General features: G+C 61.6%; 33 protein-coding genes and 1 other RNA gene. 20 read left to right on the top strand and 14 right to left on the bottom strand.

Features of this window, described 5'->3' with window-relative positions:
• Nucleotides 1-32: 32 nt before the first annotated feature.
• The 5 genes from AC1DOG_RS02140 to ssrA all read right to left on the bottom strand — a co-directional run bounded on the left by AC1DOG_RS02140 (nucleotide 33) and on the right by ssrA (nucleotide 2150).
• Nucleotides 33-539: a GrpB family protein gene (locus tag AC1DOG_RS02140; protein ID WP_477926635.1), complete on the bottom strand. Its 507-nt coding sequence runs from the start codon at nucleotides 537-539 to the stop codon at nucleotides 33-35.
• Complete coding sequence (locus tag AC1DOG_RS02145) at nucleotides 523-798, bottom strand: ribbon-helix-helix domain-containing protein (RefSeq protein ID WP_477926636.1); 276 nt, start codon at nucleotides 796-798, stop codon at nucleotides 523-525. Before AC1DOG_RS02145 ends, AC1DOG_RS02140 begins: the two co-directional genes overlap by 17 nt.
• 79 nt (nucleotides 799-877) lie before the next feature.
• Nucleotides 878-1072, bottom strand: a complete 195-nt coding sequence (locus AC1DOG_RS02150) for a DUF4169 family protein (RefSeq protein ID WP_113010225.1) — start codon at nucleotides 1070-1072, stop codon at nucleotides 878-880.
• Between the two features lie 62 nt (nucleotides 1073-1134).
• Nucleotides 1135-1653, bottom strand: coding sequence for an SspB family protein (locus AC1DOG_RS02155; protein WP_477926637.1), 519 nt, complete (start codon nucleotides 1651-1653; stop codon nucleotides 1135-1137).
• A 127-nt stretch (nucleotides 1654-1780) separates the two neighbouring features.
• Nucleotides 1781-2150: a transfer-messenger RNA gene (gene ssrA / locus AC1DOG_RS02160) on the bottom strand.
• A gap of 116 nt (nucleotides 2151-2266) precedes the next feature.
• On the opposite strand from ssrA, the gene AC1DOG_RS02165 reads away from it, so the two are divergent.
• From AC1DOG_RS02165 to AC1DOG_RS02185, 5 genes are all read left to right on the top strand, one after another.
• Complete coding sequence (locus AC1DOG_RS02165) at nucleotides 2267-3061, top strand: thymidylate synthase (RefSeq protein WP_477926638.1); 795 nt, start codon at nucleotides 2267-2269, stop codon at nucleotides 3059-3061.
• Between the two features lie 12 nt (nucleotides 3062-3073).
• Complete coding sequence (locus AC1DOG_RS02170) at nucleotides 3074-3586, top strand: dihydrofolate reductase (RefSeq protein ID WP_477926639.1); 513 nt, start codon at nucleotides 3074-3076, stop codon at nucleotides 3584-3586.
• Between the two features lie 154 nt (nucleotides 3587-3740).
• Nucleotides 3741-4835, top strand: coding sequence for an FtsH protease activity modulator HflK (gene hflK / locus AC1DOG_RS02175; RefSeq protein ID WP_112941793.1), 1095 nt, complete (start codon nucleotides 3741-3743; stop codon nucleotides 4833-4835).
• Between the two features lie 3 nt (nucleotides 4836-4838).
• On the top strand, nucleotides 4839-5783 hold the full coding sequence (hflC, locus tag AC1DOG_RS02180) for a protease modulator HflC (protein ID WP_113236510.1): 945 nt from the start codon (nucleotides 4839-4841) through the stop codon (nucleotides 5781-5783).
• A 197-nt stretch (nucleotides 5784-5980) separates the two neighbouring features.
• A complete protein-coding gene (locus AC1DOG_RS02185) occupies nucleotides 5981-7570 on the top strand; it encodes a DegQ family serine endoprotease (protein WP_477926640.1) in 1590 nt (529 codons plus the stop codon).
• Nucleotides 7571-7635: 65 nt separating this feature from the next.
• On the opposite strand, the gene serB is transcribed toward AC1DOG_RS02185, so the two are convergent.
• Nucleotides 7636-8526, bottom strand: a complete 891-nt coding sequence (gene serB / locus AC1DOG_RS02190) for a phosphoserine phosphatase SerB (RefSeq protein ID WP_477926641.1) — start codon at nucleotides 8524-8526, stop codon at nucleotides 7636-7638.
• Between serB and miaA the strand changes: the two genes are divergently transcribed.
• Nucleotides 8525-9421 carry a tRNA (adenosine(37)-N6)-dimethylallyltransferase MiaA gene (gene miaA, locus AC1DOG_RS02195; RefSeq protein WP_477926884.1) on the top strand — a complete coding sequence of 299 codons (897 nt, stop codon included), beginning with the start codon at nucleotides 8525-8527 and terminating at the stop codon, nucleotides 9419-9421. The genes serB and miaA overlap by 2 nt on opposite strands.
• Nucleotides 9422-9493: 72 nt before the next feature.
• Nucleotides 9494-9751: a hypothetical protein gene (locus AC1DOG_RS02200; protein WP_112941788.1), complete on the top strand. Its 258-nt coding sequence runs from the start codon at nucleotides 9494-9496 to the stop codon at nucleotides 9749-9751.
• A 4-nt stretch (nucleotides 9752-9755) separates the two neighbouring features.
• On the opposite strand, the gene AC1DOG_RS02205 is transcribed toward AC1DOG_RS02200, so the two are convergent.
• Entirely contained in the window at nucleotides 9756-11846 is a 2091-nt protein-coding gene (locus AC1DOG_RS02205; protein WP_477926642.1) for an ATP-binding protein, read from the bottom strand.
• Between the two features lie 341 nt (nucleotides 11847-12187).
• On the opposite strand from AC1DOG_RS02205, the gene AC1DOG_RS02210 reads away from it, so the two are divergent.
• From AC1DOG_RS02210 to ilvN, 4 genes are read left to right on the top strand one after another with little or no spacing between them, the layout of a single operon-like run.
• Nucleotides 12188-13981 (top strand): acetolactate synthase 3 large subunit, encoded by a 1794-nt coding sequence (locus AC1DOG_RS02210; protein ID WP_477926643.1) that lies wholly within the window; start codon nucleotides 12188-12190, stop codon nucleotides 13979-13981.
• 56 nt (nucleotides 13982-14037) lie between these two features.
• Nucleotides 14038-14355: an AbrB/MazE/SpoVT family DNA-binding domain-containing protein gene (locus tag AC1DOG_RS02215; protein WP_477926644.1), complete on the top strand. Its 318-nt coding sequence runs from the start codon at nucleotides 14038-14040 to the stop codon at nucleotides 14353-14355.
• Entirely contained in the window at nucleotides 14336-14737 is a 402-nt protein-coding gene (locus tag AC1DOG_RS02220) for a type II toxin-antitoxin system VapC family toxin (RefSeq protein ID WP_477926645.1), read from the top strand. Before AC1DOG_RS02215 ends, AC1DOG_RS02220 begins: the two co-directional genes overlap by 20 nt.
• 26 nt (nucleotides 14738-14763) lie before the next feature.
• Nucleotides 14764-15336: an acetolactate synthase small subunit gene (gene ilvN / locus AC1DOG_RS02225; protein WP_018900306.1), complete on the top strand. Its 573-nt coding sequence runs from the start codon at nucleotides 14764-14766 to the stop codon at nucleotides 15334-15336.
• Nucleotides 15337-15407: 71 nt separating this feature from the next.
• On the opposite strand, the gene AC1DOG_RS02230 is transcribed toward ilvN, so the two are convergent.
• On the bottom strand, nucleotides 15408-15758 hold the full coding sequence (locus AC1DOG_RS02230; RefSeq protein WP_477926646.1) for a winged helix-turn-helix transcriptional regulator: 351 nt from the start codon (nucleotides 15756-15758) through the stop codon (nucleotides 15408-15410).
• 129 nt (nucleotides 15759-15887) lie between these two features.
• Here AC1DOG_RS02230 and gstA point away from each other — a divergent pair, with 129 nt between their 5' ends.
• Complete coding sequence (gene gstA, locus AC1DOG_RS02235; RefSeq protein ID WP_477926647.1) at nucleotides 15888-16523, top strand: glutathione transferase GstA; 636 nt, start codon at nucleotides 15888-15890, stop codon at nucleotides 16521-16523.
• Nucleotides 16524-16545: 22 nt separating this feature from the next.
• Here gstA and AC1DOG_RS02240 read toward each other — a convergent pair whose 3' ends face one another.
• The gene (locus AC1DOG_RS02240) at nucleotides 16546-17394 is read right to left on the bottom strand and encodes an aldo/keto reductase (RefSeq protein WP_477926648.1); all 849 of its coding nucleotides are present in this window, start codon (nucleotides 17392-17394) and stop codon (nucleotides 16546-16548) included.
• A gap of 65 nt (nucleotides 17395-17459) precedes the next feature.
• Here AC1DOG_RS02240 and AC1DOG_RS02245 point away from each other — a divergent pair, with 65 nt between their 5' ends.
• From AC1DOG_RS02245 to AC1DOG_RS02270, 6 genes are all read left to right on the top strand, one after another.
• Nucleotides 17460-17732, top strand: a complete 273-nt coding sequence (locus AC1DOG_RS02245) for an AbrB/MazE/SpoVT family DNA-binding domain-containing protein (protein WP_209190808.1) — start codon at nucleotides 17460-17462, stop codon at nucleotides 17730-17732.
• Between the two features lie 7 nt (nucleotides 17733-17739).
• Nucleotides 17740-18084 (top strand): type II toxin-antitoxin system PemK/MazF family toxin, encoded by a 345-nt coding sequence (locus AC1DOG_RS02250; protein WP_477926649.1) that lies wholly within the window; start codon nucleotides 17740-17742, stop codon nucleotides 18082-18084.
• A 109-nt stretch (nucleotides 18085-18193) separates the two neighbouring features.
• A complete protein-coding gene (locus AC1DOG_RS02255; RefSeq protein WP_477926650.1) occupies nucleotides 18194-18787 on the top strand; it encodes a LysE family translocator in 594 nt (197 codons plus the stop codon).
• 60 nt (nucleotides 18788-18847) lie between these two features.
• Nucleotides 18848-19522, top strand: a complete 675-nt coding sequence (gene nthA / locus AC1DOG_RS02260; protein ID WP_477926651.1) for a nitrile hydratase subunit alpha — start codon at nucleotides 18848-18850, stop codon at nucleotides 19520-19522.
• Nucleotides 19494-20177: a nitrile hydratase subunit beta gene (nthB, locus tag AC1DOG_RS02265; RefSeq protein ID WP_477926652.1), complete on the top strand. Its 684-nt coding sequence runs from the start codon at nucleotides 19494-19496 to the stop codon at nucleotides 20175-20177. The genes nthA and nthB overlap by 29 nt, the downstream gene beginning before the upstream one ends.
• On the top strand, nucleotides 20164-20535 hold the full coding sequence (locus tag AC1DOG_RS02270; protein WP_477926653.1) for a nitrile hydratase accessory protein: 372 nt from the start codon (nucleotides 20164-20166) through the stop codon (nucleotides 20533-20535). Before nthB ends, AC1DOG_RS02270 begins: the two co-directional genes overlap by 14 nt.
• A gap of 27 nt (nucleotides 20536-20562) precedes the next feature.
• Here the strand turns inward: AC1DOG_RS02270 and AC1DOG_RS02275 are convergent, their stop codons facing one another.
• From AC1DOG_RS02275 to AC1DOG_RS02285, 3 genes are read right to left on the bottom strand one after another with little or no spacing between them, the layout of a single operon-like run.
• Nucleotides 20563-21345, bottom strand: a complete 783-nt coding sequence (locus AC1DOG_RS02275; protein WP_477926654.1) for an anti-sigma factor family protein — start codon at nucleotides 21343-21345, stop codon at nucleotides 20563-20565.
• Nucleotides 21342-21857, bottom strand: coding sequence for an RNA polymerase sigma factor (locus AC1DOG_RS02280; RefSeq protein ID WP_477926655.1), 516 nt, complete (start codon nucleotides 21855-21857; stop codon nucleotides 21342-21344). The genes AC1DOG_RS02275 and AC1DOG_RS02280 overlap by 4 nt, the downstream gene beginning before the upstream one ends.
• 21 nt (nucleotides 21858-21878) lie before the next feature.
• Complete coding sequence (locus tag AC1DOG_RS02285) at nucleotides 21879-22259, bottom strand: COG4315 family predicted lipoprotein (RefSeq protein WP_018900320.1); 381 nt, start codon at nucleotides 22257-22259, stop codon at nucleotides 21879-21881.
• Between the two features lie 174 nt (nucleotides 22260-22433).
• On the opposite strand from AC1DOG_RS02285, the gene AC1DOG_RS02290 reads away from it, so the two are divergent.
• Entirely contained in the window at nucleotides 22434-23561 is a 1128-nt protein-coding gene (locus AC1DOG_RS02290; protein ID WP_112941776.1) for an ATP-dependent DNA helicase, read from the top strand.
• A 63-nt stretch (nucleotides 23562-23624) separates the two neighbouring features.
• Here AC1DOG_RS02290 and AC1DOG_RS02295 read toward each other — a convergent pair whose 3' ends face one another.
• Both AC1DOG_RS02295 and AC1DOG_RS02300 read right to left on the bottom strand, forming a co-directional pair.
• Entirely contained in the window at nucleotides 23625-24314 is a 690-nt protein-coding gene (locus tag AC1DOG_RS02295) for a MerR family transcriptional regulator (protein WP_477926656.1), read from the bottom strand.
• Between the two features lie 257 nt (nucleotides 24315-24571).
• Nucleotides 24572-24745, bottom strand: a complete 174-nt coding sequence (locus AC1DOG_RS02300; RefSeq protein ID WP_477926657.1) for a hypothetical protein — start codon at nucleotides 24743-24745, stop codon at nucleotides 24572-24574.
• On the opposite strand from AC1DOG_RS02300, the gene AC1DOG_RS02305 reads away from it, so the two are divergent.
• The gene (locus AC1DOG_RS02305) at nucleotides 24744-25496 is read left to right on the top strand and encodes a pyridoxine 5'-phosphate synthase (RefSeq protein WP_477926658.1); all 753 of its coding nucleotides are present in this window, start codon (nucleotides 24744-24746) and stop codon (nucleotides 25494-25496) included. The genes AC1DOG_RS02300 and AC1DOG_RS02305 overlap by 2 nt on opposite strands.
• The last annotated feature ends 35 nt before the right edge of the window (nucleotides 25497-25531 follow it).

Genomic DNA, 25531 nt, shown 5'->3' on the forward strand with positions numbered 1-25531 from the left:
TTGCGCGGCCGGTGTCGGCTGTTGGTCAGGTTTCAGCGCTTGCTGGCGCGGGCGACGATATCGCTGACGAAGGCGGCCTTGGCGGCGGTGTAGCCGTCGCCGTCATATTCGAAGTCCTTAGCCAGCCTGAGCTTCAGCGCCTGATAATCCGAGGCGGCTTGCGGGTGGGTTCTCAGATAATCGCGGAATAATATGCGCCGGTGGTGCGTGTCGTGGCCTTCGGGGCATAGATAGACCCGCTGCTTGGGTGCTGCGGTGCGCTTCATGAAGGCGAAGATATCGGCGTCGTAGCGATTGCCGCGCGGCTCGTAGCCGGCGGCTTCCATCAGCGGGCAGGCGTCGATGACGTCGGCTGCGGTCGGCATTATCACATCAATATCGATGAGCGGCTTGGCGGCCATACCCGGGATCGAGGTGCTGCCGATGTGGTGGATATCGAGCACGCGATCGCCCAGCAGGGTTATCAGGGCGGCGGCGATTTCGTTGAAGCTTCCCAGCCATGCTGCGTCATAGGGGACGATCTCAACGCGCTCCGGCATCCGTCGTTTCCCCGTTTTTGTGCTGGCCCTCGTTTGGCGAAGGAGCGGCGCCCATCGATTTCAGCCAGGCGAGCACGTGCAGACGCAGCGCCGAGGAGAGGTTGCTGTCGGCGTCCCTGTTGTCGTCGATTTCGGAGATCAGGCCGGCGAGCGGGATGGCGCGGGTGGCGGCGATGGCGGTGAGTTCGGTCCAGAATTCGTCTTCCAGCGACAGGCTGGTGCGGTGGCCGTGCAGCGTGATCGAGTGCTTGCGGATCATTGCGCGTCGTGTTCGGAAAATGATTCCGCAAACGCGCGCAAAGGCTTGATCGCGGAGTCTTTTTCGCGCTCGTGGGCGGTCATTCGGCGTCGTCGTTCTTGTCGATGCGGCCCTGGTCGTGCGTGCGCTCGGCCTTGTCGTTCAAGGCCTTGGTGAGCTGCTTTTCCTGTTTGGTGCGGCCGAAGGAGATCCGGTTCTGCTCGGCCTGCTTCTCCTTGTCGGAGCGGGCCTGCTTCTTCTTGAACTGGCGGAGATTGACGATTTCGGCGCTCACGGGACACCTAAAATATAAAACAGGCGATATGAAAAAGGGAAGCGATTGCTTCCCTTTGGTTCTTACTGCTTCTTGCGGAAGGCGTCGAGAGAGACGACCGATCCGGCTTTCTTCTCGTCGCCGTCGGCGGGCTTTGCCGCCGCGTCATCGGTCTTCTCCGCCTTTTCGGGGGCGACCGGGTAGGCGGTGATCTCGGCTTCCGGCAGTTCGTCGCTATCGGCGAGCGGCACGTCGAACTCAAGTTCGAAATTGACCGACGGATCGTAGAAGCCGCGGATGGCGTTGAAGGGGATGAAGAGCTTTTCCGGAACGTCGGAGAAGGAGAGGCCGATCTCGAAGCTCGATTCTGTGACTTTCATTTCCCAGAACTGGTGCTGGATGACGATGGTCATCTGCTCGGGATACTTGGACTTCAGGGCCTGCGAGATGCGAACGCCGGGAGCGCCGGTCAGAAAGGTGATGAAAAAGTGATGCTCGCCCGGCAGGCGGCCGGTTGCCGCGACTTCCGACAATACCTTGCGGATGACGCCGCGAAGCGCGTCCTGTGCCAGAATGTCGTACCGGATATGATCCTGCCCCATGCTTTCCCTGTCTTTCTTTCGTCCGTACGTCTGTTCCAAGCCTATATGCCATGCTCAAGCGGCTTGGAAAAGCCCGCAGCCGAGTCATGCTTTCGCAAATCATACATGATTTGAGCTTGGGGGAGAAGGTGAAGGCTTCTGTTGCCAGGTGCCTTCGGACCCCGCCTTAAGGTGCGAACCTTCAGGACTTAATTTGAAGTGTCACACCGCGATTAAGCAGCGAGACGAGCTTCCGCATAGTTGTCGTTTGCAACTACAATTTTAGCCCGATAACGGCGGTACAATGCCGAGCAAAAAGACGATCTTTACACCCTTGTCGATCCTGTTTCGCCCCCATCAAAAGCCGGCCATCTCTTTGTAAGGCCGCCGGTTTTTGGTGGAGGCGCCGGGTACCGCCCCCGGGTCCAATAGGCTTATTACACCGCTCATTTATCGCCATAGCCAATCCGAAGACTGGCAAGCGTGATATAGTGTTTTCCTGAGCGCATGGGAAGAGCCATCGTCACAAAAGCATCGTGGTCTTTCAAGGAATCACCGGGAAAAACACGGGGGCGTGATTGGTTTTGCCGGTCGATGGGCTTAAATATGGGAAAAATGGAATCGGCGGCGGGCGATGAAGCAATATCTCGATCTCTTGAACCACGTGATGGAAACCGGAACCGACCGCGGCGACCGGACCGGAACCGGCACGCGTTCGGTGTTCGGCTACCAGATGCGCTTCGATCTGCAGGAGGGCTTTCCCGTCCTCACGACGAAGAAGCTGCATCTGCGTTCGATCATCCATGAGCTCCTGTGGTTCCTGAAGGGCGACACCAATATCGCCTATCTCAAGGAGCATGGTGTCTCGATCTGGGACGAGTGGGCCGACGAGAAGGGCGATCTCGGCCCTGTCTATGGCGCGCAGTGGCGCTCTTGGCCGGCGCCCGATGGCGGGCATATCGACCAGATCGCCAATCTGGTGTCCGGCCTGATCAAGAACCCGAATTCGCGCCGCCACATCGTTTCGGCTTGGAATCCCGCCGAAGTCGACAACATGGCGCTGCCGCCGTGCCACTGCCTGTTCCAGTTCTATGTCGCCGACGGCAAGCTGTCGTGCCAACTCTATCAGCGTTCGGCGGACGTGTTCCTGGGCGTGCCCTTCAACATCGCCTCCTACGCGCTGCTGACGATGATGGTCGCGCAGGTGACCGGGCTGAAGCTCGGCGACTTCGTGCATACGCTCGGCGACACGCACATCTACCATAACCATTTCGAGCAGGCGAAGCTGCAGCTGACCCGCAAGCCGAAGCCGATGCCGTTCATGCGCATCAATCCCGACGTGAAAGACATTTTCGGCTTCAAGTTCGAGGATTTCGAACTGGTCGGCTACGAGGCCGATGCCAGCATCAAGGCGCCGATCGCGGTCTGATTAAGGGGTCTCATGTCCGATATCCGCAAGACGATCGTGGTCGCCGCCGCGCGCAACGGCATCATCGGCCGTGACGGCGACATGCCGTGGCGGCTCTCTACTGATCTGAAGCGGTTCAAGGCCGTGACGTTGGGCAAACCCGTGATCATGGGCCGCAAGACCTATGAATCGATCGGCCGCCCGCTGCCGGGACGGCCGAACGTGGTGATCTCGCGCTCGACGGTCATCGATCATACTGATGTCCGCACTGTCGGCTCGCTTGATGAAGCTGTGGCGCTGGCCGAGAGGCTGGCGGTGGAAACCGGTGCAGACGAGATCTGCATTATCGGCGGCGGGCAGATCTACGCCCAGGCGATCGATATCGCCGATCGTCTGTGCGTAACGCATGTGGAGACGGATGTGGATGGCGATACGTCGTTTCCCGCGATCGATCCCGCCATATGGCGTGCCGGCGAGACCCTTAGCGTGCCCCAGGGCGAGAAGGACAGCTACGCCACCCGCTATGTCGTTTATGACAGGCGCTGAGCGGCGAAAAGAAACTATTTTCCAATAAACATTGCCAAGTTCCTCATGCTGCGTTGAAAGCCGATGCGGCGATACCTATAACGGTTTCGAACGCGAATATCCGTCGCCCCCGTGGGTTAAGCGATCGCAGAGTGTAACGAACAACGAGGTTTTGATGCCCTGGAGCAATCAGAATGGCGGCGGCGGCCCTTGGGGCGGCGGCGGCGGTGGAGGAAATAATCAGGGACCATGGGGGCAGGGGCCGAACCGTCCACGCGGCGGTGGTGGCGGCGGAAAGGGCGGACCGCCCGATCTGGAAGACATGATCCGTCGTGGTCAGGACCGGCTGCGCGGCGTCGTGCCCGGCGGGTTCAACACAGGCGTTCTCTTGATCGTCGCGGCTGTCATCGTGGCTTTCTGGCTTTTCCAGTGCATTTACATCGTCCAGCCGGACGAGCGTGGCGTGGAACTGCGTTTCGGTAATCCGAAGCAGGAAGTGGCCGCACCGGGCCTGCATTTCCACCTGTGGCCGATGGAAACGGTCGAAATCGTCAAGGTCACGGTCCAGCAGCAGAATATCGGCGCGACGTCGTCTTCTTCGTCGAACGGCCTGATGCTGTCGGGTGACCAGAACATCCTCAACGTCCAGTTCTCGGTGTTCTTCACCGTGACGGACCCGAAGGCCTATCTCTTCAACGTCGAGAACCCGGCGGAGACGCTGCAGCAGGTCGCCGAAAGCGCCATGCGCGAAGTCGTCGGCCGTCGTCCTGCCCAGGACGCGTTCCGCGACAATCGTCAGCCGATCGAAACCGAAGTGGCCGCCATCGTGCAGGGCACCATGGATCGCTACAAGAGCGGTATCTCGATCAACGCGATCACCATCCAGGACGTCGCGCCGCCGCGTGAAGTCGCCGATGCCTTCGAAGAAGTGCAGCGTGCCGACCAGGACAAGCAGCGTCTCGTCGAAGAGGCAAACCAGTATGCCAACCAGAAGCTCGGTCAGGCCCGCGGTGACGCGGCGCAGATCCGCGAAGCGGCTGCCGCATACAAGGATCGCGTCGTGAAGGAAGCGGAAGGTGAGGCGCAGCGCTTTACGTCCGTCAACGACGAATACACGAAGGCTCCCGAAGTGACCCGCAAGCGTTTGTTCCTGGAAACCATGGAACAGGTGCTGAAGAACTCCAAGAAGGTCATCATCGACGAGAAGCAGGGGGTTGTGCCCTATCTGCCGCTCAACGAAATCGGCAAACCGGCGCAGCAGGGAGGTTGATCCATGACGTCGAATAAACTTCCCATCTTTCTCGTCGTCTTTGCCGTGGTTCTCATGGCGCTCTACTCGTCGATCTTCGTGGTCAACGCGCGCGAGCAGGCGATCGTCGTCCGCTTCGGTCAGATCCAGTCGGTGAAGACCGAGCCCGGCATCTACTTCAAGCTGCCGTTCACCTTCATGGATGCCGATCGCGTCCAGATCGTCGAGAAGCAGGCGCTTCGCTTCGACCTCGACAACATCCGCGTTCAGGTTCGCGGCGGTGCGACATTCGATGTCGATGCCTTCGTGATCTACGACATCCGCGACGTTCGTCGTTTCCGCGAAACGGTATCGGGCGATCGCGAATCCGCCGAAGCACGTCTTCGCACGCAGCTCGATTCGTCGCTGCGCCGCGTCTACGGTCTGCGTGATTTCGATGCCGCTCTTTCCGAAGAGCGCGTGGCGATGATGCTCGAAGTGCGCGACGACCTGCACAAGGATGCCGAGGCGCTTGGCCTCAACATCCAGGACGTCCGCATTCGCCGTACGGATCTGACGCGCGAAGTCGCGCCGAAGACCTACGACCGCATGCGCGCCGAGCGTCTTGCCGAAGCCGAACTCCTGCGCGCGCAGGGTGGCGAAGAAGGCCAGCGCCGTCGCGCCATCGCCGACAGACAGGTTGTCGAAATCACCGCCGAAGCGCAGCGTGATTCCGAAATCCTGCGCGGTGAAGGCGAAGCGGAACGCAGCAGGCTGTTTGCCGACGCGTTCAACAAGAACCCCGCGTTCTTCGAGTTTTACCGCTCGATGGCGGCCTACACCACCGCCATGTCCTCGCAGGACACGACGCTGGTGCTTTCGCCGGACACGGATTTCTTCCGCTACTTCAACAGCGCGACCGGCCAGCCCGGCCAGGTTCCGTCGGCGGCGCCAAGCCTGCCTGCGGTTCCGGCAGCACCGGCGAACTGATCGCCATCATCTGAAGTTCCATCGGGGCCGGCATCTTGCCGGCCCCTTTATTTTATGGGGATTTCACCATCGCTCCCGAGCTTCACGGGCAGCCCACGCAGATTGCACGGGATTTCGCGAAAAGGTGATTTCACCCTCCATCATTACGCCTTATGCTCATGGTCAGAGTGCGTTTTTGACACACATGAGGATGCTTGATGGCCCCCACGATCCGCCCGACCTTCAGACGATCGCTCGCGCTTCTGGCCGGGGCAGCAATGCTGGCTAATGTCGGCTTTGCCGGGGTCTCGCAGGCACAGACCACGCCGCCGACCAACGGCCCGGCGTCGGTTGCCGATCTCGCCGAAGGACTGCTCGACGCGGTCGTGAACATCTCAACGTCGCAAAACGTCAAGGACGACGAGGGTGCCGGTCCGGCACCGCGCGCGCCCGACGGATCGCCGTTCCAGGAGTTCTTCAACGACTTCTTCAACAAGCAGAAGGGCAAGCCCGGCGGCAACCACAATGTCAGCTCGCTCGGCTCCGGCTTCGTCATCGATCCGCAGGGCTTCATCGTCACCAACAACCACGTGATCGAAGGCGCCGACGATATCGAGGTGAACTTCGCCGACGGCAGCAAGCTCAAAGCGAAGCTGATCGGCACCGACACCAAGACCGACCTCTCGGTCCTGAAGGTCGAGCCGAAGGCGCCGCTCAAGTTCGTCAAGTTCGGCGATTCCAGCGGCATGCGCATCGGCGACTGGGTGATGGCGATCGGCAACCCGTTCGGCTTCGGCGGTTCGGTCACCGTCGGCATCATCTCTGGGCGCGGACGCAACATCAACGCCGGCCCCTACGACAACTTCATCCAGACGGACGCGGCGATCAACAAGGGCAATTCCGGCGGCCCGCTCTTCAACATGAAGGGTGAAGTGATCGGGATCAACACGGCGATCATCTCGCCGAGCGGCGGTTCGATCGGTATCGGCTTCTCGGTGCCTTCGGAGTTGGCCGCCGGCGTGGTGCAACAGCTGCGCGAATTCGGCGAGACGCGCCGCGGCTGGCTCGGTGTGCGCATCCAGCCCGTCACCGACGACGTGGCTGACAGCCTTGGCCTTTCCAGCGCGAGAGGAGCTCTGGTCGCTGGCGTCATCAAGGGCGGCCCTGTCGACGACGGCTCGATCAAGGCCGGCGACGTGATCCTGAAATTCGACGGCAAGGCCGTCAACGAGATGCGCGACCTGCCGCGCGTGGTGGCTGAAAGCCCCGTGGGCAAGGCGGTCGATGTCGTGGTGCTGCGCGATGGCAAGGAGCAGACTGTCAAGGTCACGCTCGGCCGTCTAGAAGACAGCGACCAGGCCGCAGCCGACAGTTCTGACAGCAACGGCGGCGTGATCAATCCTGACCCGCAGGAAAACCAGGACATGGACCAGCCTGACGGCGATCAGGCCCAGCCGATGCCTGACGGCAAGGGCAAGCCCGCGCAGCCGGCGCCTGAGGTCGGCGATGCGAAGGATGTACTCGGCCTGTCGCTATCGGCGCTCAATGCGGATAATCGCAAGAGCTTCGGCATCGCCGAGAGCGTCGACGGCGTTCTCGTCTCCGAGGTCAAGCCGGGCTCGCTTGCGGCCGAAAAGGGGCTGAAGGCCGGCGACGTGATCGTCGAAGTGGCGCAGGAATTCATGCGCTCGCCTGATACCGTCGTCGCCAAGGTTCAGTCGCTGAAGCAGGAAGGCCGCCGCAACGCGCAGATGATGATCGCATCGGCGAACGGCGATCTGCGGTTTGTCGCGGTGCCGATGGAGTAGGGGCGGCGTCAGCCAATCTAGCTATGAATATCTGAAAGCCGGACCCCAGTGGTCCGGTTTCTGTTTTACACCGTCACGAAATCCGTCTTGCGGTAGCCCTGGATGTAGAGAAGGGCACTGAGGTCGGCGTGGTTGATCTGAATTTTTGCTTCGGCCGCGACGGCGGGTTTGGCGTGGAGGGCGACGCCGGCACCTGCGAGGTGCAGCATTCCGAGATCGTTGGCGCCGTCGCCGACGGCCATGGCCTCTTCAGGGGAGATGCCGAGTTTCTTGGAGATATCCTCAAGCGCATCGACCTTCGCCTGCTTGCCGAGGATCGGTTCGGCGACGAAGCCGGTGAGGTGGCCGTTTTCCTCAAGCAGGATGTTGGCGCGGTTTTCGTCGAATCCTAGGGTGGCGGCGATGCGGCTGGTGAAGACGGTGAAGCCACCGGAAACCAGCGCCGTGTAATAGCCCTTCGCCTTCATCGTCGCGATCAGTTCCATGCCGCCCGGCGTCAGCGTGATGCGCTTGGCGATCACTTCGTCGACAACCGAGATCGGCAGGCCCTTGAGGAGCGCCACGCGTTCGCGCAAAGCGGGCTCGAAGGCGATTTCGCCGTTCATGGCGCGGGCGGTGATTGCGGCCACCTTGTCCTTGAGGCCGACTTCGGCCGCCAGTTCGTCGATGCATTCCTGGCCGATCATGGTCGAATCCATGTCGGCGATCAAAAGCTTCTTGCGGCGGGTGTCCTGATCCTGGATGACGAGATCGATCGGGGCGCCGGCGATGACGGATGTGATCGCGGCGTGGGCGTCCGTCGGGTCGGTGCCGTCGCGCAGCGCGATATCGCAGGCTACTCCGTCGGCCAGCCAGTAGAGACCGGATGCCTTGGCGGCGTCCGCGGCCTTCTCGGCGATGGCGGCTGTCAGAACAGGATTTGACGGATTGGCAACAAGCGTGGCAACGAGAGCCATGATGGAAAACCTTCTGAACGCAATGGACGCGATCCTGATAACCGGGCCGACGGCCAGCGGCAAGTCCGCGCTGGCCGTCGAGCTCGCGAAACGTCACGATGGCGTCGTGATCAATGCCGACAGCATGCAGGTCTATGACACGCTGCGGGTGCTGACGGCGCGGCCGTCGGACGAGGATATGCAGGGCGTGCCGCACTATCTCTACGGCCACGTGCCTGCGGCGACCGCCTATTCGACCGGCGCCTGGCTGCGCGATGTCACCGCACTGCTGCCGCAACTGCGGGCGGATGGTCGTCTGCCTGTCTTCGTCGGCGGGACGGGGCTCTATTTCAAGGCGCTGACCGGTGGCCTCTCCGACATGCCCGCGATCCCCGAGGAGATCCGCACGCGGCTCAGGGCGCGGTTGATCGAGGAAGGTGGCGCGGTGCTTCATGCGGAGCTTGCGGCGCGCGATGCCGATGTGGCCGCGGCGCTCAATCCGCAGGATGGTCAGCGGATCGTTCGGGCACTTGAAGTGCTGGAGGCGACGGGACGGTCGATCGCCGAGCTGCAGGGGCGGTCCGGCCCTGTCGTCATCGATCCGGACAGGGCGCGAAAGATCGTGGTGCTGCCGGAGCGCGCGGTGCTGCATGACCGCATCAACCGGCGTTTCGAGCTTATGCTGGCTGAGGGCGCGGCCGACGAGGTGAGGGCGCTTCTGGCACTGTCGCCGGCACCCGAGATGCCCGTGATGAAGGCGATCGGCGTTTCGCAGATCGCGGTCATGCTCGACGGCACGATGTCGCGCGAGGATGTGCTCGAAAAGGGAGCGGCTGCGACGCGGCAATATGCCAAGCGGCAGATGACGTGGTTTCGCAACCAGATGGATGATAGCTGGGAGCGGCTTGCACCTTGATGGGATGGCGGCCGCAAGTTTCGCGCCAGGGTTGCTGTCTAATCAGTCATGAGGATTAAACTGGGGGACCTCATGAACAACTTTCTCTTCAAGGCGCTTGCGTCGATCAACGCGATTCTCGCAGTCATCATTCTTGCCGGCTCGACAATTTCCGCCGGTGCCGCGGCGGCGGCTCAGGGCGGGCCAGGAATGTTCGTCATCGGTGCGCTGTTCGGCGCGATCGGCGGGATCGTTGCGGCATCGCTGGTCTGCGGGACGATTGCCTTTCTGACGCTGGTCGAGCGGCATCTCAGCGTGCTTGCGGCTGCAGCCAAATCGGGCAACGCTTAAGCCCTCAATCCTTGTCGTAAAGGCTGCTCAGCGGCTTCTTCAGGATGCTCTCGCGCAGTGACACGCCGGGTTCGCGGCGAATGCTTGTCGGCTGCGCTTGTGGGTCGGCGGGGCGCGAGGCCGGATTTTGTTCGCCGCGCATTTCGCGTCTCAGCGCTTCCAAGCGGCTGTCGATCGAGGTGTCGGCGGCGACGCCGAAGGACTCGCGTGATGATCTCGGCGGTGCGGGCGGTTCGCGCGATACCGGGGCTGACGGCAGCATGTCGCGGCGGTAGGGCTCGATCGGGGCGAGCGGTGGTGTGATCGGGATCGGCGCCGGGATGATCGGCGGATAGACGTCGGCCGCGAAGACCTGGTCGTAGTCGGCGTCTTCTTCTTCCCCGAGGTCGAGGCCGGCGTTCTTGACGCTTTGCTGGAAGGCCGAGATGTCGGGGCCGCTCACCGCGCGCATGCGGGTGACGATCTTGCGCAGGTCGACGTTATCTGGATCTTCCTCGGTGAATTTCGGTGTCGCGCCATTGGCCTTCGGCAGCAGGTCTTCGCTGACGCGGGAGAAGCGCATGCGCATCGGCACGCTGATCGCCTCCCCGAAGGCAATCGCTTCGCCGTTGCCGATCGAGGAGATGAAGCTTGTCGTCGAGATCGAGGAATTCGGGATGGCTGAGCGAATGATTTCCTGGTCGCGGTCGTTGGCAAGGCGCATGGCAAACAGCGTCGAGCACTGCGACAGGATGGTCTGGTCGAGTTCGCCCGGGCGCTGCGTGATGATGCCGAGCGAGACGCCGTACTTGCGGCCTTCCTTGGCGATGCGGGCGATTGCCTGGCGCGTCGGGAAAAAGCCGAGCGAGGGGTCCGACGGAATGTAGCGGTGCGCTTCTTCGCAGACGACGAGCATGTGGATGGCGCCATCGCTCCACAGCGCGATTTCGAATGCCATGCGGCACAGCACAGACGCCACGGAATTCACGACCTCGGACGGGATGCCTGAAAGCTGGAAGGTGCAAATCGGCTTGTTGTCGCCGGGCACGCGGAAGATCTCGGCCACCGTCTCCATGATCGTATCGGAGATCGTGTTGTTGGAGAACATGAAGTGGTAGCGCGGGTCGTTGATCGCCGCGATGATGCGCATCTTCAGCGAGCGCAGGAACGGCTTTTCACCACGACCTTCCAGGCGGCCGATGCGCTCGTCGATCAGCGCCAGCAGGTCGGCCATGCGGTAGGGCACCGGCGTGTCGGCGGTGATCGAGCTTTTCTCGGTGGTACGGCGGACCAGCGAATTGTCGCTGCCGCGGAAGGCGCGCTTGGCTTCCGGCAGGATGTCGCGGAGCATGTCGAGCTCTTCCGGCACCGGCGTGCGGCCGCGGAACACCACTTCGGCGAATTCTTCCAGGCGCATCAGCCAGAAAGGCAGGTCGAGCGTATCCGTATCGACGACGACGGAATGCTTGGGGAAGGCGGCGGCGAATTCGTTGTGCGGGTCGAGGATCAGGACGCGCAGCTTGGGATCGGCCTCGATCGCCTTGTGAAGCAGCAGCGACACGGCGGTCGACTTGCCGACGCCGGTAGAGCCGACGATGGCGAAGTGCTTCGACAGCATGGAGGGGACGTGGATCGACGCATCGATGCTGTCGTCCTGCGTCAACTTGCCGATGACGGCGGTGGTTCCCGTGCCGGCGTCATAGATGCGCATCAGGTCGGCGGAACGGATCCGATGCGCGACGGCGCCGAGATAGGGGTAGCGCGAGATGCCGGTCGAGAATTGCTCCGTGCCGTCCTCGTCGACGCGGACTTCGCCGAGCAGCTCGGTTTCGATCTTGAAATAGTTGTCCTCGCCTTCGCCCCAGGCATGCGTGCCCGTGTTCATGGAATAGACGAGCGCCACGACGCGGTTGCGGCCGACGGTGATCGAGATCAGGCGGCCGACGGACCAGAGTTCGGTGAGGTCTGTGCCGCCGGCTTCGGCGACGGCTGCGATGGTGGCGCGGGACCCGCTGCACGCGACAACGCGGCCGAGGAAACGGTTTCCCGGCGCTAGTACATCGCGGCGGTCATGCTCGCCCGCGCTGCCTGACGTCTGCAAGTCGTTGTTCTGCAAAGGGCTACTCCCTGAGATTGCAGGGCAGGATAAAAGGGAACGTTTAATAAACCCTTTGCCGCAAGGGCTTCTGCGGCCATGTTTATTACCGACAACGCATGCTCGGCTTTTTATTGCTTTAAGCGTTGACGCTGCGAAATTTTCTGTCTATCACTTCCGGCCATGAAGATAGCAGCAATCCTTATTGTGGTGGGACAGCGCATGGGCAGGATGGTGTAACCATCCGGCGATAGCCACCCATGCGCTAGACAACAGGCTCCCCAAGGGGCCTTTTTTTATGCCTGAAATTCAGGCTCGCCGCTAAGACCTTCAAATCCCAGCAGTCAAAATGGAACAAAAACATGACGGGCACGGACAATCAGACGGACGAAAACAGGATGACAGGCGCGGAAATCGTTATCCGCGCGCTCAAGGACAATGGTGTCGAACACCTGTTCGGCTATCCCGGCGGCGCCGTGCTTCCGATCTATGACGAGATCTTCCAGCAGGACGACATCAAGCACATCCTCGTTCGCCACGAGCAGGGCGCCGGCCACGCGGCCGAAGGTTATGCCCGCTCCACCGGCAAGGTCGGCGTCATGCTCGTCACGTCAGGTCCGGGCGCCACGAACGCGGTGACGCCGCTGCAGGACGCGCTGATGGATTCGATCCCGCTCGTCTGCCTCTCCGGCCAGGTTCCGACGTCGCTGATCGGCTCCGACGCCTTCCAGGAAGCCGATACCGTCGGCATCACGCGCCCCTGCACCAAGCACAACTGGCTGGTCAAGGACGTCAACGATCTGGCGGCGATCATTCATGAGGCCTTCCGCATCGCGCAGTCGGGCCGTCCGGGGCCCGTTCTGGTCGATATTCCGAAGGACGTCCAGTTCGCCACCGGCACCTACACGCCGCCGGCCGCCCACGCGATCCAGAAGAGCTACCAGCCGAAGGTTCAGGGCGATCTCAACCAGATCCAGGCGGCGATCGAGCTGATGTCGAAGGCGCGTCGTCCGATCATCTATTCCGGCGGCGGCGTCATCAATTCCGGGCCTGAAGCTTCCAAGCTGCTGCGCGAGCTGGTCGAGCTCACCGATTTCCCGATCACCTCGACGCTGATGGGGCTCGGCGCCTATCCGGCATCCGGCAAGAACTGGCTGAAGATGCTCGGCATGCACGGATCCTACGAGGCGAACATGGCGATGCATGATTGCGACGTCATGGTCTGCATCGGCGCCCGCTTCGACGACCGCATCACCGGCCGTCTCAACGCGTTCTCGCCGAACTCGAAGAAGATCCACATCGACATCGACCCGTCGTCGATCAACAAGAACGTTCGCGTCGATGTTCCGATCCGCGGCGACGTCGGCAATATTCTGGAAGACATGGTTCGCCTGTGGCGGGCCCTGCCGAAGAAGCCGGAGAAGAGCCAGATCGCGGATTGGTGGTCGGATATCACCCGCTGGCGCGCGCGCAACTCGTTTGCCTATACGCACAGCAACGACGTGATCATGCCGCAATATGCGCTGGAGCGTCTCTATGCGCTGACCAAGGATCGCGACACCTTCATCACGACGGAAGTCGGCCAGCACCAGATGTGGGCGGCGCAGTTCTATGGCTTCGAGAAGCCGAACCGCTGGATGACCTCGGGTGGCCTGGGAACGATGGGCTACGGCCTGCCGGCAGCGCTCGGCGTGCAGATCGCGCATCCGGAAAGCCTCGTCATCGACATCGCCGGCGATGCATCGATCCAGATGTGCATCCAGGAAATGTCGGCGGCCATCCAGTATGAAGCGCCGATCAAGATCTTCATCATGAACAACCAGTACATGGGCATGGTTCGCCAGTGGCAGCAGCTGCTGCACGGCAACCGCCTGTCGAACTCCTACACCGAGGCGATGCCCGATTTCGTCAAGCTGGCGGAAGCCTATGGCGCCGTCGGCCTGCGCTGCGAAAAGCCAGGCGATCTCGACGCGACCATCCAGGAGATGATCGACGTCAAGAAGCCTGTCATCTTCGATTGCCGCGTCGCCAATCTCGCCAACTGCTTCCCGATGATCCCGTCGGGCAAGGCACACAACGAGATGCTTTTGCCCGACGAAGCCACCGACGAGGCCGTCGCCAACGCCATCGACGCCAAGGGCCGCGCGCTCGTTTGATCGTAGCGAGGGGACGCGCTAGATTAATCGCGTCCCTTCCTTGAGGAGCAGGTGCCATGGCCAGAGTGAAGATATCTGAGAACGGGAGCGTACCACTGCCACAGGCGGTTCGTGATGCGCATGGCTGGAAGCCGGGCGCCGAGCTCGAGATCGTCGATGGCGGACGCGGGGTGGTGTTGCAGCCGGTGGAGGCGGAGCGACAGGATGGCTTCCCTAAGGTGATGACGGCCCAGGAATTCCTGGACAGTCTTCCGAAGTACGAAGGGCCGCCTGTCGACCTGTCTCCTGAGGCGATACGAAAGGCGATCGACGAGCTGGCAATTGCAGATTGGGAGCGGTTGGAGCGCCAGTGGAATGAAGACAAGGACGATTGACACCAATATCCTTGTTCGCCTGCTGGCTCGGGACGACAGCGCTCAATGGGCACAGGCAGCTCAACTGACAACGACGTTTCGATTGGTCGTGCTGCCGACTGTCCTGCTTGAAACCGAATGGGTTCTCAGGAGCAGGCTGAAGCTGGATCGCAGTCAGATTGCTACGCTGCTTCGGCAAGTTCTCGGTACCGACGCCATCATCGTTGTCGAACGAGAGCAGATCCTGAAAGCCCTTGACGGTTTCGAAGCCGGCATGGATTTCGCCGACGCCCTGCACGTCAGCCTTACCGCTGCCGGCGAGACCTTTCTCACCTTCGATAAGGGTCTCGCCAAGCTTGCTCAAAAACACATAAATTCCGTCAGCGTCGAGCTGGCGTCCTGACATAATCTGAGGAAACGGACCAAGACATGAACGCACACCTACAGCCGACGGGCTCCGCCTACTTCATTTCGCCGGAAACGGCTGCCATCGAGAACCACACGCTTTCGGTTCTCGTCGATAACGAGCCGGGCGTTCTTGCCCGCGTCATCGGCCTGTTTTCCGGTCGCGGCTACAACATCGAGAGCCTGACGGTGTCGGAGACCGAGCACCAGGCGCATCTGTCGCGTATCACCATCGTCACGCGCGGTACACCGCAGGTGCTGGAGCAGATCAAGGCGCAGCTCGAGCGCATCATTCCCGTGCATCGCGTTGTCGACCTGACGGTGCGGGCGCGCGAACTCGGGCAGGAGCGGCCGATCGAGCGTGAGGTTGCGCTGATCAAGGTCGCCGGCGATGGTGAGACGCGCGCCGAGACGCTGCGCCTGGCAGATGCCTTCCACGCCAAGGTCGTTGATGCGACCGTCGAGCATTTCATTCTCGAATTGACCGGCAAGTCCTCAAAGATCGACCAGTTCGTGGCGATCGTGAAGCCGCTCGGCCTGATCGAGGTCTGCCGCACCGGGATCGCGGCGATGAACCGTGGTCCGCAGGGCATGTAAGACGCTACACACGACGATCTCGGCTAGTCACGTTCGACTTGCCGGGATCGTCACGTTCTTAGCTGCTGTTTTTACGAACCTGTTTCGGGCTCTGGCCGCGCGGACGGCTCTCGCTCGTTCAGCCATCTCCCAAATTCCTGCATTACCTTGATCACGGGGATCAGCCGGTTTCCGTCATCCGTCAACTGATACTCCACCGTGACCGGTACCGTTGGGTAGACCGTGCGGCTGATCAGCCCTGCATCCTCCAAGGCACGCAGATCAAGTGTCAGCATGCGCTGCGAGATACCCGGCAGGCTGCGCCTCAGGGCGTTAAAGCGCCTTGGTCCATCGAGAAGAAAGTATGCGATCAGGAGCCGCCATCTGCCGCCCAGGAGCCGCATCGCTTCCTCCACGGTGCAATTAGTGACGCTTTCCTTCATGTGGCGCTCCCCAGTATAAAATATGTACCTACATTACATTACAGTGCCTTCTTTAAAAAGTAGCCCAACCTTTTAGATTGCCTTCGATCCGGCGCGCTGCGCGTTGGTAGGCACCTAAAAGGAATAAACATGAAGCTCTATTACATCCCGGCCGCTTGCTCGCTTGCACCACACATCGTGCTCAACGAACTCGGCATCGATACCGAGCTGGTGCTGGTCGACAGCAAGAAGCACAGCTTCGGGATCAGCGGGAATTTCGAGGAGATCAATCCGCTTGGCTATGTGCCTGCGCTTGAACTCGACAACGGTACGGTCCTCACGGAAGGGCCCGCCATTGTTCAGTATCTCGCCGATCTGAAGCCGGAGCTCGGATTGGCACCCGCGAACGGCACTATTGCGCGCTACAAGCTTCAGCAATGGTTGAGCTTCCTGACATCGGAAATTCACAAGGGGTTCATTCCGCTGCTCTACGCGCGACTGGCCGGCAAATATGTCGAGACAGCGAAGCCGAAACTCGAAGACCGCTACGCCTTCATCGATAAAGAGTTGGCAGGGCGTGCCTATCTCGCGGGCGACACGTTCACAGTTGCCGACGCCTATCTCTTCGCGCTTACTGGTTGGGGACAAGCGCCATGGCTGACCAGCTACATCCGGGCAGACATTCACTTCGATGGATTTCGTAACCTGCAGGCCTGGTACGAACGCGTGCGATCCCGCCCTTCGGTTCAAAAGGCGCTTCAGGCCGAAGGGCTAGTGGTGGTCTGAATGGTTGCGAAGCGGCTGGAGGTCAGAGCATCTCCAGCGGCTTTTTTCTTGATGGTGGCGGGAAGGCGGCGTCCAGGGCGGCGAGGTCCTCGTCGCTGAGGTCTAGCGAGACGGCGTCGCGGTTCTCAGTGGCGCGGGCTGCATTCGAGGTCTTGGGGATGGCGATGACGCCTTCGCGTTCCAGCAGGAAGGCCAGCGCGAGTTGCGCCGGGGTTGCCTGGTTGGCCTTGGCGATGCGGATGATCTCGGGATGGTGGATGATGCGGCCCTGCTCGATCGGCGAATATGCCATGACGGGGATGTTGTGCTCCTGGCACCAGGGCAGGAGATCGAACTCGATGCCGCGGCGGCCGAGATTGTAGAGCACCTGGTTGGCGGCGACATTCTTGCCTGCGGGAACATTGAGCAGTTCCTCCATGTCGTCGGTATCGAAATTGGAGACGCCCCATTGGCCGATCTTGCCTTGAGCCTTCAAGGTCTCAAATGCCTCGACGGTCTCTTCCAGCGGGTGGTTGCCGCGCCAGTGCAGGAGGTAGAGATCGATACGATCGGTGCCCATGCGCGACAGGCTGTTTTCGCAGGCCTCGATCGTGCCCTTGCGGCTGGCATTCCAGGGATAGACCTTGCTGACCAGATAGACCTCGTCGCGGCGGCCACGGATCGCTTCGCCGACAATCTTCTCGGCGCCGCCCTCGGCATACATCTCGGCGGTGTCGATCAGTGTCATGCCGAGGTCGAGGCCGGCGCGCAGGCTCTCGATCTCGCGCTTGGCCTCCGACGCCTTTTCGCCCATGTTCCAGGTGCCCTGGCCCAGCACGGGCACCTCGGTGCCGTCGCGCATGGTCAGCGTTGGGATCGGATCGTCTTGCATGGTCGGCCTCGTTATGTTGTCGGTGTCTCCGGCAAGTGATATACATTGGATATCAAGGGCTAGATATGACCAAGGTGACGATTTCCAAGTGGGGTAACAGTATCGCGATCCGCCTGCCCAAGGCGGTGACGGACGAACTGCACCTGCGCGCCGGCGATGTCGTCAACCTTGACGTTCGCGATGGCAAGGCGACGCTGGAAAAGCCGAAGCAGCAGCTGGCGCCTTCACTTGCGGAGATTGTTGCCGAGATCCGGCGCCTGGGGCCGGAAAATGAACCGGAGACGGTCGATTGGGGCCGGGATGTCGGTTCCGAACGTTTCTACGACCATGACGAGTAGCCATATCTTGAAGGCTGGCGATATTGTCGTGGTCAACCTCGATCCGATCAGAGGCAGCGAACAATCCGGTATCCGGCCGGCGCTCGTCATCTCAAATGTCTTGATGCACGAAGTCTCCAAGCGCATCGTCGTCTGCCCGATTACGAGAAATATGACGCCTTGGCCGACGAAAATAATGATCCCTGATGGTCTCAAGACGCAAGGTATGGTTCTGGCGGATCAGGTGCGTTCGCTTGACTGCGAGGAGCGCGTGCTTCGTCAGATTGAGACACTACCTACCGAATTCGTCACACTGGTCAGAAGCTACGTCGGCAGGCTGCTCGATCTAAGCGTGACTGGTGCTTCCGGCTGACAATCCTGTCACCATGACAATAGGCAGATGGAAACTCCGATTTAGGTCAATTATGCTGACCTAAATTAACACGGCACGTGACGATGATCGCGGGCCACGGAGGTCACCCATGCCGCTGGATACGTTTCTGGCACTGCTTCTCTTTGCCTTTATCACATCGATCACGCCCGGCCCGAACAACATGATGCTGTTTACCTCGGGCGTGAATTTCGGTTTCCGCCGTACGATCCCGCATATGATCGGCATCGGCGCCGGGTTCTTCTCGCTGCTGATCGGCGTCGGGTTCGGGCTTGGCGCGGTGCTGCATACGGTGCCGGCGGTCTATACGGCGCTGAAGTTTATGGGCGGTGCCTATCTGCTGTGGATCGCCTGGAAGATCGCGACGTCGCGGTCTCTCAGCGAAGGCAAGGGCGCGGTTAAGCCGATGTCCTTCCTGTCGGCGGCGGCGTTCCAGTGGGTCAATCCGAAGGCCTGGGTCATGGCGGTGACGGCTATGGCGACCTATACGGTCCAGGACATCTACTTCGTCAGCGTCATGATCGTCGGGCTGGCCTTCGCCGCCGTCAACGTGCCGAGCGTGTCCACCTGGGCCGGGTTCGGCTCGGCCCTGCGCGACTGGCTGTCCGATCCTGTGCGGCTGAAGTGGTTCAACATCACCATGGCGGTGCTTCTGGTGCTTAGCTTGTGGCCGATGCTGAAATAGGCCGATCGCGTTGGTCGGGGCTTGGCGTCCGCTTCGCGAGTGCCTAAGGATAGGTCGACAATGGCGGAGGATAGTCTCTTGCACGACGACCACGAACACGWCGACCACCATGATCACGATCATCATCATGATCATCACCACGACAACCATTATTCCGACATGCAGGCTCGCGTGAAGGCGCTGGAGACGGTGCTGACGGAGAAGGGGCTGATCGATCCCGCGGCGATCGATGCGATCGTCGATACCTATCAGACCAAGGTTGGGCCCAGGAACGGCGCGCGCGTGGTCGCCAAGGCGTGGAGCGATCCCGAGTTCGCCGACTGGCTGAAGCGCGACGCGACGGCTGCGATCGCCAGCCTCGGATACACAGGACGCCAGGGCGAGCACATGCGCGCGGTGTTCAACACGGCGGAGACGCACAATCTCGTCGTCTGCACGCTGTGCTCCTGTTATCCATGGTCGGTGCTGGGCCTGCCGCCCACATGGTACAAGGCGCCGGCCTATCGTTCGCGAGCGGTGATCGATCCGCGCGGGGTGCTCGGCGAATTCGGCGTGAGCCTGCCCGAGGGGCAGAAGATCCGTGTCTGGGATTCGACGGCGGAGTTGCGCTATCTCGTCATCCCGCAGCGGCCCGCGGGCACGGAGGGCTTGAGCGAGGAGCAGCTGGCCGATCTCGTCAGCCGCGATGCGATGATCGGCGCCGGCCTTGCCGCAGCACCGGGAGCGGCGGCATGAACGGCCGCACGATCTCGGCGGGCAGATGGGCTTCGGCGCGATTGCGCCGGAGAAGGACGAGCCCTATTTCCACGCGGAGTGGGAGAAGCGGGCGCTGGGGCTGACGCTCTCCTGCGGTGCCTTCGGTGCCTGGAACATCGACGAGAGCCGACACGCGCGCGAAAGCATTCCGCCGGCCAGCTATCTCTCGGCCAGCTATTACGAGATCTGGACGCGGGCGCTGGAGGTTCTTCTGGAACGCCACGGCTTTACCAGCCCCGAGGAGATCGCAAGCGGCCACAGGCAGTTCGACGGCGCTGCGCCAAAGCGGGTGCTGAAGGCCGATATGGTCTCAGGCGTTCTCGCCAAGGGCGGTCCCTGTGATCGCCCGCTCGATCAGCCGGCGCGGTTTGCTGTCGGCGACAAGGTGAAGACGCGGAACTTCAATCCGATGACGCATACGCGGCTGCCGCGTTATGCGCGCGCCAAGGTCGGTGTTGTCGAGGCGGTGCAGGGCTCCTTCGTGTTTCCTGATGATAACGCGCATGGCAAGGGCGAGAACCCGCAATGGGTCTATACCGTCGTGTTCGACGGCGGCGAGATCTGGGGCGAGGGGGCTGATCCGTCGCTGACGGTGTCGATCGATGCCTGGGAGAGCTATCTTGAGCCAGTGTAACACCCGCTCGCGGCTTGCCCAATCGCCGCAACTGCCACGCTCCCTCGATGGCGAGCCGGTGTTTCCGGAGCCGTGGGCGGCCGAGGCGTTTGCGATGACGGTGCATCTGCATGAGCGGGGGCTGTTTACGTGGACGGAGTGGGCTGAGGCATTGTCCGGTGAGCTGCATAAGCCCGGCCGGGCGGAGGATGGCAGCGACTATTTTGATTGCTGGGTGGCGGCGTTGTCGTCGATCCTTGTTGATCGCGGTGTTGCTGATGCCGAGACGATCATGGGCCTGCAGCAGAGTTGGCAGCGGGCGGCGGAGGCGACGCCGCATGGGAAGCCGATTGAGCTTGCCAATGATCCGCAGCACTAGTGGTACGATCGTCTCCTAACGGTGACATCACGAGGGAAACTGGCGGTAGCATTCCTCGGCGACCTTCCTCAACTCCTCGCGTGATATCTCGCCGGTGACGGCGTAGCCGAGTTCGCCGTCGATCCAATAGAAGGTTTCGATGTTGTCTGATGAGGCGAAGCGGAAGCTGGTCGTCTTGTTCGCCGTGTTGCGGCCGACGAGGACGGTGAGGCGTTCGCCGGTCTGGTTTTCGTACATGAACATCGCGCCCGGCTTGCCGTCGACTGGCAGAAGGCGGCCGCCGACGAGGTGGTAGTCCAGGCTCGTGAGGTCGGGGACCTTGAGGTTCGATATAGCCAGGCGCTTGCCGAGCCAGGTGGCGAGGTGCGCTTCCTCGTTGGCGAAGACCTCGACGGGGTGGCGGACTTCGCTGGCGTAGACCAGGAAGGCGTTTTGGGCTTCCTTCGGGAAGGTTTCCTGGGCTGTCAGCTGCAGTTGCGGGCGTTCGAAGAGAGCGGGGCCGTAGTGGCCGGCAAGCGTGCCGGCGGCGAAGATGGCGATGGTTGCCGCGACGGCGGCGAGGCGCTTCGACCAGGGCGAGAGCGCCGGTGGTTTGCCGATCATGTCGGTGTCGCCGGGCCTGCTCTTTTCGTGGCCTGAGAACATCGCCTTGATGCCGGCGTTTTGCGCCTGCCATTCGGCTATTCTTGCGGCTTCTTCGGGATTGTCGCGCAGCCAGGCTTCGATGCGCGGGCGGTCGGCATCGGCGAGGACGCCGTCGGTATAGGCGTGGAGGTCCGCTTCGGTCACGGGTTGGTCGGCGGCGTTCATTTTGGTCTCCGAAGCGTAATGATGTTGTCTGATTTCATGTGTTCGGCCAGTTGCTGGCGGGCGCGCGACAGGCGCGACATGACGGTGCCCAAGGGAATGTCGAGCATGTCGGCCACTTCCTGGTAGGTGTAGCCTTCGATGACCACGAGCATCAGCACGGCGCGGTGATCTTCCGACAGGCCGTTCAGCGCGTCTTCCAGGCGGGAGCGTTCGAGCGGATCTGCGGATGTCTCGGGGGCTGCCACGTCCATGGCACCGTCTATATCGACCGTGTTGCCGCGCACGATGGTGCGGCGCTGGTTGCGGTAGAGGTTGGTCATGATCGTCAGCACCCAGCCGCGCAGGTTCAGGCCGCGCCACTGCGCGCGGCGGGCGAGCACTTTCTCGACGCAATCCTGCAGCAGGTCCTCGCCATCGCTGTCGGAGCGCGTCAGGCTGCGGGAATAGCGCCTGAGCGACGGGAGGAGGGCCAGGATCTGGCCCTCGAAGGTTTCGGGTGCGGGTGGCTTCATGCGATCAAGCCTGCCCTGTCCTTATGGCTTTGCGACATCCCATACATCCTTGACGCCGTCGCCGGTGATATCGCCCATCTTCTTGTCCTTGACCCAGAAGTAGAGTGGCATGCCGTCCTTCGCCCACTGCTTCATGCCGTCCTTGCGGTCCACGATCGAGTATGCCCCTTCCGGCTTGGCATTGCCATCGGCCATCAGCGGCGGCCAGTTCTTGGCGCAATCGTCGTAGCAATTGGACACGTCCTTCGTGTCCTTCTTGAAGGTGTAGAGCGACATGCCGTTTTCGCCGGCGAGAACCTTGCCCTTGGCCGAATCGACCGTCTTGACGGGTGGGGCGGCGAAGGCGGCGGTGGCGGCTGCGGATGCGACGGTAAGAGCGATCAGGAATTTCGCGGATTTCATCGGGTGTCTCCTCGGGTTGGGCGCACGCGATCTGCGTTGCCTGACATGAGACAAAGCGAGGGGCGATTTTATTCCATGGTGTCGTCAGATTTTTTCGATCGGGCGGGAAGGTCGGCCGCCTTGCGGCATTTTGCGGTTGCCTATCGCTGACGAATCCTGCCAAGTCGATGGATCATGCAATTTGCTCCGCAACAAGACGAAGCCCTGAAAGCCGTTGCCAAATGGCTGAAGGAGGGCAAGGCCCCGATTTTTCGCCTGTTCGGCTATGCCGGCACCGGAAAGACGACGCTCGCGCGGCATTTCGCCGAGCATGTCGATGGCGAGGTGCTGTTTGCGGCGTTCACCGGCAAGGCGGCGCAAGTGTTGCGCACGCGCGGCGCCAGCAATGCGCGCACGCTGCATTCGCTGATCTACCGGCCGCGCGGCGAAGAGGCCGTCGAGGACGAAGAGACAGGCAAGACCTCGATCGCGCCGATGTTCACCATCAACCGCCAGAGCCCCGTCGCCAAGGCGGCGCTGATCATCGTCGACGAATGCTCGATGGTGGATGAGGCGCTGGGCAAGGACCTAATGAGCTTCGGCACGCCGATCCTTGTTCTCGGCGATCCCGGCCAGTTGCCGCCCGTCTCCGGCGGCGGTTTCTTCACCAACCAGGAACCCGACTATCTCCTGACCGATATTCACCGGCAGGCGCGCGACAACCCGATCATCGGGCTCGCCATGCAGGTGCGCGAGGGCAAGGAGATCATGTATGGCGATTACGGCGCGGCGCAGGTGATCTCGAAGAACGAGGTCAACCAGTCGCTGGTGCTCGATGCCGATCAGGTGCTCGTCGGCACCAACCGCACGCGGCGGCGCTATAATCAGCGGCTGCGCGAGTTGAAGGGTTTCACCGCCGATTATCCGCAGACGGGCGACAAGCTGGTCTGCCTGCGCAACGATCCCGCCAAGGGGCTGCTCAACGGCTCGCTCTGGCAGGTGATGACATCGTCGAAGGAGACGACGAAGCCGGGGATCAACCTTCTGATCCGTCCCGAGGATGACGATATCGATCGCGGGGCGGCGAAGATCAAGCTCCTGAAACAGGTGTTCGAAAATGTCGAGGAAGAAATTCCCTGGAACACCCGCAAGCGCTACGACGAGTTCGACTTCGGCTATGCGCTGACCGTGCACAAGGCGCAGGGTTCGCAGTGGAACAATGTCGTGCTGTTCGATGAAAGCTGGGCGTTTCGCGATACGAGGGAGCGCTGGCTCTACACCGCGATCACGCGCGCGGCGGAAACGCTGACGATCGTCCGCTGAGGTTTTTTAAGCGCGTCGCATGTCGGTGCCGCAAAACCGCTGCACAGTTTTGTGCGACATGCTTCAGATTTGCACGATGCCGAGCAGGACCGCCTTGGCGATCGCCTGGAAACGGTTGTTGGTGTCGAGCTTTTTGATAATCGCGGCCTCGATCGATTTCGCGTCGTCCTCCTTGAGATCGAGCGTGCGGGCGATGCGTTGGGTCGATAGTCCCTCGGTCATCAGCACGAGGCAGCGATATTCCTGTTCGGTCAGCGAGCGTTCATGCTGGTTGTCGTTGAGCGGCGGCTCGTCGCCGGGGGCGGTGTTTTCGAGCAGTTCGGTCACCTGCTGAAGCTGGCGGTGCAGCGTCGACATTTCGGCCGTCAGTTCGCGCTTTCGCGAGGCAAGTGCTGCGGCGAAGACGGCGTCGGCGTCCTGCTGGGTGGTGGATCTGCAGAGATCGACCATCAGTTCCTGGATGACGGCCACCGGCATGCCCGCTTCGCGGCAGACGTTGATGACGGCCATGCGCCTGATGTCGGCGTGTTCGTAAACGCGCATCAGCCCGATGCGGCTCGAAGCGATTAGCCCTTTCTCCTCGTAGAAATGCAGGGTTCGGTGGGTGACGCCGAAGGCGTTGGCCATGTCGGCAATCGCGACCTTGCCGCCGGGCAGGCTTGCCGGGCGCGCGACGCGCGGCAGAAACCTGAAATCGGGAGGCGCCTGGGGCGGAGCGTTTGGTCTGGCAGCCTGCTTATGTCGTTCGGACATGAGCCCTCCTGTTCTACGCATGATCAAGTGCGCGCATGACACGGATACGGGCGCGGTCGAGCGGTTTTGACGATGCATTCCCGGTCGGCATGCAAAGCAACGGATCCTCGATCTGGTGATCCATTGCGATCAGACTATGCGTTAAACGACTGATTTGTTATCCTTAAAAATAGTCACTTGTAAATTATAGTCGAATGTACATGCGACTGCACTGCAACTTCTGAACGAATCGTCCGGCGCGTTTCTGTCCCGGATGCTTAATCGTTTTTCTGATACGTCTTGCCGTTGGCGTTACTTTGCTTGCTGCGATGTGGCGGCGGCGAGCCATCAATCAGAAATTCACATGCAATCATGCACGAATCTCGTTGGCCGCGACGGCGTCCTTGGCTTAAAAGCGAGGCAGCTTCTTTCATTGAATGGAAACTCGCCATGCCCACCACGCTTTCCGTCAATCTCAACGCCATCGCCATGCTGCGCAATCGCCGCGACCTGCCGTGGCCGAGCGTCGAGGCGCTGGGGCGCATTGCGCTCAAATCGGGCGCGAGCGGACTGACGGTGCATCCGCGCCCAGACGAGCGGCACATCCGGTTTTCCGATCTGCCTGTTATTCGCAACCTGATCGACGATGAATTTCCGGAAGCCGAGTTCAACATCGAGGGCTATCCGACGGACGAGTTCCTTGAGCTCTGCGCCAAGGCTGCGCCGGAGCAGGTGACGCTGGTGCCGGATCATCCTTCGCAGGCGACGTCCGATCACGGCTGGGACTTCCGCAGGGATCGCGCTTTGCTGACGGATGTGATCGCGCGGCTGAAGAAGATGGGCACCCGCGTATCGCTGTTTGCCGATGGGGACGGGGACGAGGAGGCGGTGGCCATAGCCAAGGCTGTCGGCGCCGATCGGATCGAGCTCTACACCGGCCCCTACGGCGGCTGTTACGACGCGCCGGAGCGTGTCGGGCCGATCCTCGATGCGCTCGGCAAGACGGCCGATGCCGCGCTGGCGATCGGGCTCGGCGTCAATGCCGGCCATGACCTTACCGTCGCCAATATGCCGCCGCTGGTGAAGCGCATCCCGAAGCTCGCGGAGGTCTCGATCGGCCACGGGCTGACGGCGGATGCGCTGGAGTTCGGCATGGCCGAGACCGTTCGCCGCTTCTGCCGCGCCTGCGGCCAGAAGATCTAAATCCAGTTTGGTCAAACAAAAACCCGCCCCGGTGG

The sequence above is a fragment of the Rhizobium sp. 01N48 genome (assembly GCF_056399145.1).